Annotated in this window: 4 protein-coding genes and 1 pseudogene; 1 reads left to right on the forward strand and 4 read right to left on the reverse strand. The window is 74.5% G+C overall.

The features are described from left to right. The 4 genes from metK to AB0M97_RS30510 form a co-directional block, all read right to left on the reverse strand. The coding region (metK, locus tag AB0M97_RS30495; protein WP_365964216.1) for a methionine adenosyltransferase at nucleotides 1-827 on the reverse strand (827 nt) is incomplete at its 3' end. A 259-nt stretch (nucleotides 828-1,086) separates the two neighbouring features. Next, the gene (locus AB0M97_RS30500; RefSeq protein WP_365964217.1) at nucleotides 1,087-4,455 is read right to left on the reverse strand and encodes a condensation domain-containing protein; all 3,369 of its coding nucleotides are present in this window, start codon (nucleotides 4,453-4,455) and stop codon (nucleotides 1,087-1,089) included. Between the two features lie 604 nt (nucleotides 4,456-5,059). Further along, complete coding sequence (locus AB0M97_RS30505) at nucleotides 5,060-6,010, reverse strand: aromatase/cyclase (protein WP_365964218.1); 951 nt, start codon at nucleotides 6,008-6,010, stop codon at nucleotides 5,060-5,062. A gap of 169 nt (nucleotides 6,011-6,179) precedes the next feature. Further along, nucleotides 6,180-6,929, reverse strand: coding sequence for a thioesterase domain-containing protein (locus AB0M97_RS30510; RefSeq protein ID WP_365964219.1), 750 nt, complete (start codon nucleotides 6,927-6,929; stop codon nucleotides 6,180-6,182). A 432-nt stretch (nucleotides 6,930-7,361) separates the two neighbouring features. On the opposite strand from AB0M97_RS30510, the pseudogene AB0M97_RS30515 reads away from it, so the two are divergent. After that, nucleotides 7,362-8,116: pseudogene (locus AB0M97_RS30515) on the forward strand (Fe-S oxidoreductase); the annotation flags it as partial.

Genomic DNA, 8,116 nt, shown 5'->3' on the forward strand with positions numbered 1-8,116 from the left:
CCGTGCCGGGCCATGCCGCCGTACGTGTCGATGATGATCTTGCGGCCGGTCAGGCCGGCGTCGCCCATCGGGCCGCCGATCTCGAACCGGCCGGTGGGGTTGACCAGCAGCCGGTAGTCGTCCGTCTCCAGCTTGATCCCCTCGTCGGCGAGCTGCCCCAGCACGTACTCGACGACCTCCTCGCGGATGTCGGGGACGAGCAGCGACTCCAGGTCGATGTCGCTCGCGTGCTGCGAGGAGACGACGACCGTGTCCAGGCGGACCGCCTTGTCGCCGTCGTACTCGATGGTGACCTGCGTCTTGCCGTCGGGCCGCAGGTAGGGGATCGTGCCGTCCTTGCGCACCTGGGTGAGGCGGCGGGACAGCCGGTGGGCCAGCTCGATGGGCAGCGGCATCAGGTTCGGCGTCTCGTCGGTCGCGTAGCCGAACATCAGGCCCTGGTCGCCCGCGCCCTGCCGGTCCAGCTCGTCCTCGTCGCCCTCGACGCGGGCCTCGTAGGCGGTGTCGACGCCCTGCGCGATGTCCGGGGACTGCGCGCCGATGGACACCGACACGCCGCAGGAGGCGCCGTCGAAGCCCTTGGCCGACGAGTCGTAACCGATGTCGAGGATGGCGTCGCGCACGAGCTGGGCGATCGGGGCGTAGGCCTCGGTGGTGACCTCGCCGGCGATGTGCACCTGTCCCGTGGTGATCAGGGTCTCCACCGCCACGCGCGAGGCGGGGTCCTGGCGCAGCAGCGCGTCGAGGATGGTGTCGCTGATCCGGTCGGCGATCTTGTCAGGATGCCCTTCGGTCACGGACTCCGAGGTGAACAGGCGACGGGACATGGCTCTCCAGACAGTTGCGGCGGTTGCGGCCCACAGCACGGGCGGGCGGCGTCGGCGACCAGGGGGAGGTCACCCGTGCAACAGCCACGATGCAGACCTCGGAACGAGGCACGCTCGAAGGACGAGCGAACAGCAGTGGAGGGGCGGCGCGGGACGTGGCCGGCCCGGTGGCCGTGCGGTCCACCGGGTGGACCGCGGTACGGCGGACAGCGGGCCGGCGTCGTGGCGCCCGGGTGCTCCGTCCTGCGGGGCGCCGGTGTCAGGCGCCCGGGACGGCGGCGTCCCCCAGGGCGCGGGCGAGGGCACGGATGCGCTCCCCCTCGTCGGCGCCCGCACCGGCGACCACCACCTGCGGCGGGTCGCCGCCGTCCGCCGCGATGCGCCGGGCGAGGGCACAGGCGAGGGCGCCGGCCCCGGAGAACCCGCCGAGCAGCAGGGACCGGCCGGTCGCGCGCGAAGCCAGGGCGGACCGGGCGGCGTCGGCACCCGTGGTGAGCACCAGGAGTTCCTGAGGGCCCGGGTGGGCGGGCGGCAGCAGGTCGTAGCAGGTCGCGGGCGTGCCCGGCGGCGGGATCAGGCAGATGGTGCCCGCCTCCTCCACCGCCGCCGCGCGCAGGGTGCGCAGCGGATCGTCCCGGCCGGCCCGGGAAGCGTCCGCCATGCGCGGTACGGCCCTGCCCTCCAGCAGCTTCAGGACCTCGGCGACGGTGGTGAACTCGTCGGCCCACACGGGCAGTTCCTGCAACAGCATGGCGCTCTGCACCAGCAGCTCGGCGGCGGCCTCCTCGTCGAGCAGGGCGCGGTCGTGCACCGTCGTGAACACCAGGCCGCCCGCGTCGTCGTGGTGGGCGAGCAGTCCGATGGGCAGCACGGAGCGGGCGGGTACGGTGCCCGAGAACTCGACCCGGATCCCGTGGGCGGCGAGTTCGCCGTGCAGGCCCTCCACCGGGTGCGGCGGATCCTCGAAGACGATGACGGTACCGGCTCCGGCGGCGCCCGGCCCGCACCGCCCCGGGGGGTGGGTCCAGTCGCCGGAGACCCATTCGTAGGCGGCCATGTCCAGGGCGCGGTCGCGCAGTTGCCGCAGCAGGCCCGGCACGGTGTCCGCCGGGTCGACCTCGACGCACATCGGCAGCGCGTTGCGCAGCGGCCCGGGCATCCGGGCCACCCCGTCGAGCGGTATGCCGCGTCCCGGCACGGTCACCGCGAAGGACACCGGCGCCGGTCCCGGGGCGCCGGAGGCACGGTAGATCAGCATCGCCCAGACGGCCTGCAGCACGCTGCTCTCCGCGGCGCCCCACCTGCCCGCCCATTGCGCGAGGCGGCCGGTCTCCTCCGGGTCCAGGCGCAGCCGCGCGCGGCCGACGCCGGTCAGCCCGGTGGTGCCGGCGGGCCGGCCGGGCCGGGACGCCGCTTCGCCGGGCGGCGCGGTGCGCGCGGCGAAGTCCCGGGCGAACTCCCGGTCCTGGGCCGCGAGCCAGGCGGTGTAGTCGCGCAGGTCGGGACGGCGCTCGCCGCCGGGCAGGGTGCCGCCGGCGAGGTAGGCCCGGTAGAACTCGCGCAGCAGGAGGTGCGCGCTCCAGGTGTCGATCAGGGCCCGGTGGTAGGTGAGCACGATCCGGGTGGGCGAGGGGGGGTCCGCGGGCCTGGTCCGCTCCGCCTCCAGCAGGGTCAGGCGCAGCGCTCCGGGGCAGCGCAGGTCGAAGCCGCGCAGCCGGTCGCGCTCCAGGAGAGGGGACCAGTCGTCGGCGCGGTGGATGCGGCGGGTGATCTCGGGAGTGACCCGGCTGTGCACCATGAGCTGCGGTTCGGGGCCACCGGTGAACGCGGTGCGCAGGACGGCTTCGCAGTCGAAGACGGACTGCCAGGCGGCGGTGAAGCGCTCCACGTCGAGCGGGCCGTGCCAGACCCATACGAGCTGCTCGACGTGACGGCCGGTGCCGGGCCGCGCGTCGCCGCCCGTGAACAGCGCCAGCTGCTGGGGGGTGGCCCGGAAGGCGGACGGGATCGGGGCGTCGGCCGCCTCTGCCAGACCCAGCAGCAGCTCCCGCAGGAGGTCCGCGAGGGCGGCCACCGTGGTGTCGGTGAGGCCTTCGGCGTGGTCGGGCACCCAGTCCAGGCCGAGGTGCAGCCTGCCGCCGGCGACCTGGACGCGGGCTTGGACAGGGTGCGGCGAACGGCTCCGGGCGCCGCCGGGCACGGGGCGGGCGGAGCCGGGCAGCAGCTCGCCCGGACCGTGCAGGGTCAGGCAGACGGGGGCGGGGGCGAGTGAGCGCAGGGCGTCGCGCAGCAGTGGGTCGGGGCTCCACTCCCGGCAGGCCCCGAAACCCGCGCCGCCCGCCGCCCGGCCGGCGCCGGCGGCCAGTGGGCCGGCCGCGGCGGCGAGTTGGCCGAGCGGGTCGAGGCCGGGCTCCAGGGTGAGGTGGACGGGGTGCGGATCGGTGAGCCGGCCCACGTGCTGCCGCAGCTCCTCGTGGCCGGCCCTGGGGTCGCTGCGTACGTCGAGGCTGACCTCGTCGGTGCCCTGCCAGCGGGCGAGGGCCAGGGCGAACACGCCGGTGAGCACCTGCCCGGCGGTCAGCGCGAGCCGCTGGGCGAGATCGCGGGTGATCCGCCCGGTCACGTCCTCCTCCAGGACGAAGCCGGTGTGCCGGACGGCGCCCGGTCCGGCGTCCCGGGCGTCCGCCGGGGCGGGGCCCGCCGTCGGCCGGGCCGCCGGGGCGGGGCGGCGGCCGGCTGCCGCCCGGGACCTGCGGTCGGCGACGGACGTCCAGTGGCGGACCTCGTCCGGGTCGCGGGCCAGCTCCCGCAGTCCGGCGACCCAGCCGGCCAGGCCGTCGGGCGCGCGCCGCGGGCGTGCCGGGGTTCCGTCCGCGGCCGTGCCGAGGGCGGCGGCCACGTCGTCGAGCAGGGTCCGCCAGGACGCGGCGTCGACGGCGAGTTCGTGGACGACCAGGGCGAGCCGGTCGGCGCGTCGTCCCGCTTGACGCCGGTCCCTGGCGAGCAGGGCCCGCACCTGGATGCCGAGGCGGGCATCGAGCGTGCGGCCGGTGGAGGCGACGGCCGCGGCGAAGCCGGCCTCGTCGGTGAACTCCCCCTCCACAAGCGGGTCCTGGCCACCTGCCGCCCCGCTTCCGGTCGCGTCCTGCCCGGTGAGCCGGCCGCCCTCGGCATCGAGGCGCAGGCGGAGCTGGGGGTGTGCGGCCAGCACGGCGAGCAGCGCCTCGCGCACCGCGTCCGCGTCCAGCGCGCCGGCCGGTTCGAGGTACATCGCCTCGTAGCGGTCTCCCCCGCCCTGGGCCAGGACCGCGTACTGAGCGGGGGTGAGCGGGCGGTCGCCGACGGGCGGCTCGGTGAGCAGGTCGGCGATGCGGCCCAGCACGGACGCGTCGGGTACGCCCCCGGCCGCCGTGAACCGGAGCGTGTGGTGGTCGGGCGTGTGCCGCACCAGGTGGTGCCGCCAGCGGGCCGGGCCCGGGGCTTCGGCGGCGACACCGGCCAGGACGTCCTCCAGTGCGGCGGAGTCGAGCGGCCCGTGCACCTCGAAAGTCCACAGGGTCGCGTCCGGGCCGGTTCCGGGGCCGACGACCACGCGGATCGCCTCGCGCGAGGAGGGGGGAACAGTCATGCGAGTCCGGGGACGGGCGGTCCGCTGCGGCCGGCGCGGTCCCCTCTCTCCTCTCTCTGCTGGGTGAGCTGACGGACGGCACTCGCTCGGGTCGTGGGTGGCTCCTGGTCCCTCGTTGCCCTCCCGTCGTCCGCCCGCAGGGCGGGCCCGCCCCGGGCGGCGTCGGATGCGTGCTCTCGGTGGGCCGGTCCCCGGCCCTCGTGCAGGAGGCGCCCGGGTCAGGGCCCGGTGCGCCGGGAGGGCGTGGCGGGCACCGCCCGGCGGACGGGGGTCCGGGCCGTGCCGTACGGCCTCGCTTCCATGACGCCTCCTGTCGGCGGTCCACGACGGTCGGGCCGACCACGCTAGTTGCCGTACGCACGCGAAGTCCGTTTTCCCGAGCGGGTGTGCAGCGGCGCCCAAGCGGGGTCCGAGCCCGCGGGGCCTCCGCGCGGAAGGAGGTGTTCCGCGTCGGCGCACACACGGCCGCCACCCCCGAGCAGGGGAGCGCGTCGGCGCACGCACGGCCGCCGTCCCGCGGCGACAGACCGCGTCGGCGCACGCAGCCGAACGGCCCCGGCGGAGGGGGCCACGCCGGGGCCGTTCGGCCGAGACGGCCGTCTGTTCACAGTATGCGGACGGCGGTCTCCGCGTGCCGCTTGGCGTGGGCGAGCATGGCCCGGCTGTTGCGGCCGAACTCCTCACGGACATGCCGGCGGGCGTGCGCCAGGTCCGCGCCCTCGCCCAGCACGGCGGCGGCGTTCTCCTCGCGCAGCACGACGTTGTGCTGCGCGAGGACCGTCACCCCCGACTCGTCCGGGACCACGGACCATTCACCGGTGTGCGCCTCCAGCAGGACGTGGGGCATCGTCTGCTTGTGGACGATGCGTCCCGCGTGCGGGAAGCAGATCCGCACCGAGTCGGTGGTGTGGGAGCCGTACTCGGTCAGCGTCTCCATGGTCATGCGCTGCACTCCGGGCGTGTCCTCGGTGAGGTCGGCCCGGGTGACGTGCGGCACCGACTCGGGCCAGTCCCCGGCCCGGTACAGGAAGTCGTAGACCAGCTCCGCCGGGCCGTTGACGCGCACCGAGTCCTCGAAGGACAGCACCAGGTCGTCCAGGCGCGTCCACCGCTCGGCGAAGCTCTTCAGCTCGGCGAGCTGGACGCGGGTGTTGCCCTCGGTGGCCCGCTCGACCCACGCCTCGTCGGCGGGCCGGCCGCCGGCGTCGTAGTGGTACTGCACCTCGAGCTGGGTGCGGTGCGGGCCCTGGGCCCGTACGTCCAGGGTGCCGCCCATGGAGGTGAGGGGGGCCGCGGGCAGCTCCTGCCGGAACTCGATGCGGCGCCGGACCGGGTCCAGGCGGCGCCACGAGGTCCAGGACTTGAGCTGCCCGTCCATCAGGGACCACATCCGCAGCCGTTCCCGCTCACCGTCGAACTGCAGGCGCTCCACATGGACGCTGGGGGAGAAGTAGAGCGGCAGTCTCGTCGCATCGGCAAGCACCGCGAAGACCACACCGGCGGGCGCGGCCACGTCTACCGTGTGCGTCGCCCTGCCGACACGCTCACCAGACACCTGAACACCTCCATGTATTGCGCCGACCGGGACGCGAACAGAATTCAAACGGCCGGAAGAAAACCGCTGGATCTTGAGCGGAACGCAGGTCGACCGGTGTGCTGCGCGCCGGCGTTCCGGATGCGCGGGCGCCGCCTGCCCGCGCCGGGTGGCCGGGGAGGGCCGGGGATCAGCCGACGGGCACCGCCTCCTGGACGAGACGGCGGGTGACGCGGCAGGCCCGTCCCAGCAGCCGGGGCAGTTCGCGTCCGCCGCGCACGAAGAAGGGGCGTCCGGGGACGGTGCGCGACCAGACGGGTCCCTCGGTCCACTGCCGCCAGCCGTCGGCGATCGTGGGGGGCGCCAGCGGATCGTCCCGCGAGGTGACGACGAGGACCGGCGTGGTGAGCGGGCCCGCGGCCAAGGGCTTGCCGGCCGCCTCGTCGAGGGCCTGGGCGAGCTCCAGGTCCGCACGGAGCACCGGCAGCGCGGCCCGCAGCATGATCCCCTCGTCGCTGCCGGGCGGCACGGCGCCCTTGCCGCCCAGCACGTCGAGGAGTTCGGCGTCGGTCGCCGTGCGGACGTCCAGCCCGGGGAGCGCGCACGGCGGCGCGCCGGGGCCGACGGCGAGGAGGGCGGGGCCGGGCAGGCCGGCCTCGTGCAGCGCGCGTGTCACCGTGAGGGCGACCATCGCGCCCAGGCCGTGCCCGTACAGGACGTACGGGCCGGGGCGGGGGTCCGTGAACAGGGGCAGCGTCTCGGCGAGCAGCGCCTCGTGGGTGGTCGGCCGGGGGCCGGACCGCTGCCGTGCGCCGCCCGGCAGGGCGACCGGAATCACCTCCACGCCGGGACCGGTGCTCGCCTCCCAGCGGTCGAAGACCGAGACACCGTCTGCCGAGTGCGCGAAGCAGTGGAGTCGCACTGACCGTTCGTCCGACATGACACCCTCCTCTGGCTGCGACCCCTGGTCGCACGGGGTGGAGTTCGAGCGTCCCCGGGCGGCCTCAAGTGCCGCTCGAAAGCGGGCTGAGAGCCGGCCGGAGGCGCACGGGCGACCGTGCGACCGGCGCTCAAGTCCACCGCCCCTGCCCGGCGGCCCGCTTGAGCGGCCGTCGAGTCCGGCCGATGTCGCGGTCCGCGACCGCAACGGGCCGGCCGACCGAGGCAGCGCTCCCGCGCGCGGCGCCGACCGGCATACTGACCAGGGCCGTTGGAGCGGGCACCGGGGAGGCCGGACAGCCGGGCAAGCCGGCCTCGGTGGCACAGACCATAGGGCGGTTGTTCGTCACGGAGCCCGAAAGTGGGTAGTCTCAGACCGACGACATAAGTTACCGCTTAGTAGAATCGCTTCCGCAGGTTCGAGGAGCCCGCCATGCAACTCGCCGCGATCATCGTGTCGCTGGTCCTGACCACGGTCGGCGTCGCGCTGTTCGTACGCGCCATCGGCCAGTTCGTCCGGTTCTTCCTGCTCGGCCAGCCGGTGCCCGCCGGCACCCGTACCGACAACCCCTACCGGCGCAGTGTCACGCTGGTGAAGGAGTTCCTCGGCCACACCCGCATGAACCGGTGGGGCGTCATCGGCATCGCCCACTGGTTCGTGGCCATCGGCTTCTACACCCTGCTGCTGACCTTGGCCAACGCCTTCGGACAGCTCTTCAAGCCGGATTGGGTGCTGCCCGTGCTCGGGCACTGGCTGCCCTACGAGCTCTTCGTCGAGGTGATCGGCACCCTGACGGTGGCCGGTATCGCCGTCCTCATCGTGATCCGGCAGCTCAACCTGCCCTCGCGGCCCGGCCGCAAGTCCCGCTTCGCGGGGTCCAAGGCGGGCCAGGCGTACTTCATCGAGTACGTCATCCTCACCATCGGCCTCGCGATCATGACGCTGCGCGGCCTGGAGGGCGCCCTGTCCGGGACCGATCACTGGGAACCCTCGTACCTCTTCTCGTACCCGCTGGTCCACGCCTTCTCCGGGCTCGACGCCGACACGCTGGAGAACGTGGTCTACCTGGTCGCGATGATCAAGATCAGCGTCTCCTTCATCTGGATGATCGTGGTCTCGCTGAACATCAACATGGGTGTGGCGTGGCATCGGTTCCTGGCGTTTCCGAACATCTGGTTCAAGCGGAA

Origin of the sequence: Streptomyces sp. NPDC051207 (genome assembly GCF_040682395.1) — a bacterium.
GTDB lineage: Bacteria > Actinomycetota > Actinomycetes > Streptomycetales > Streptomycetaceae > Streptomyces.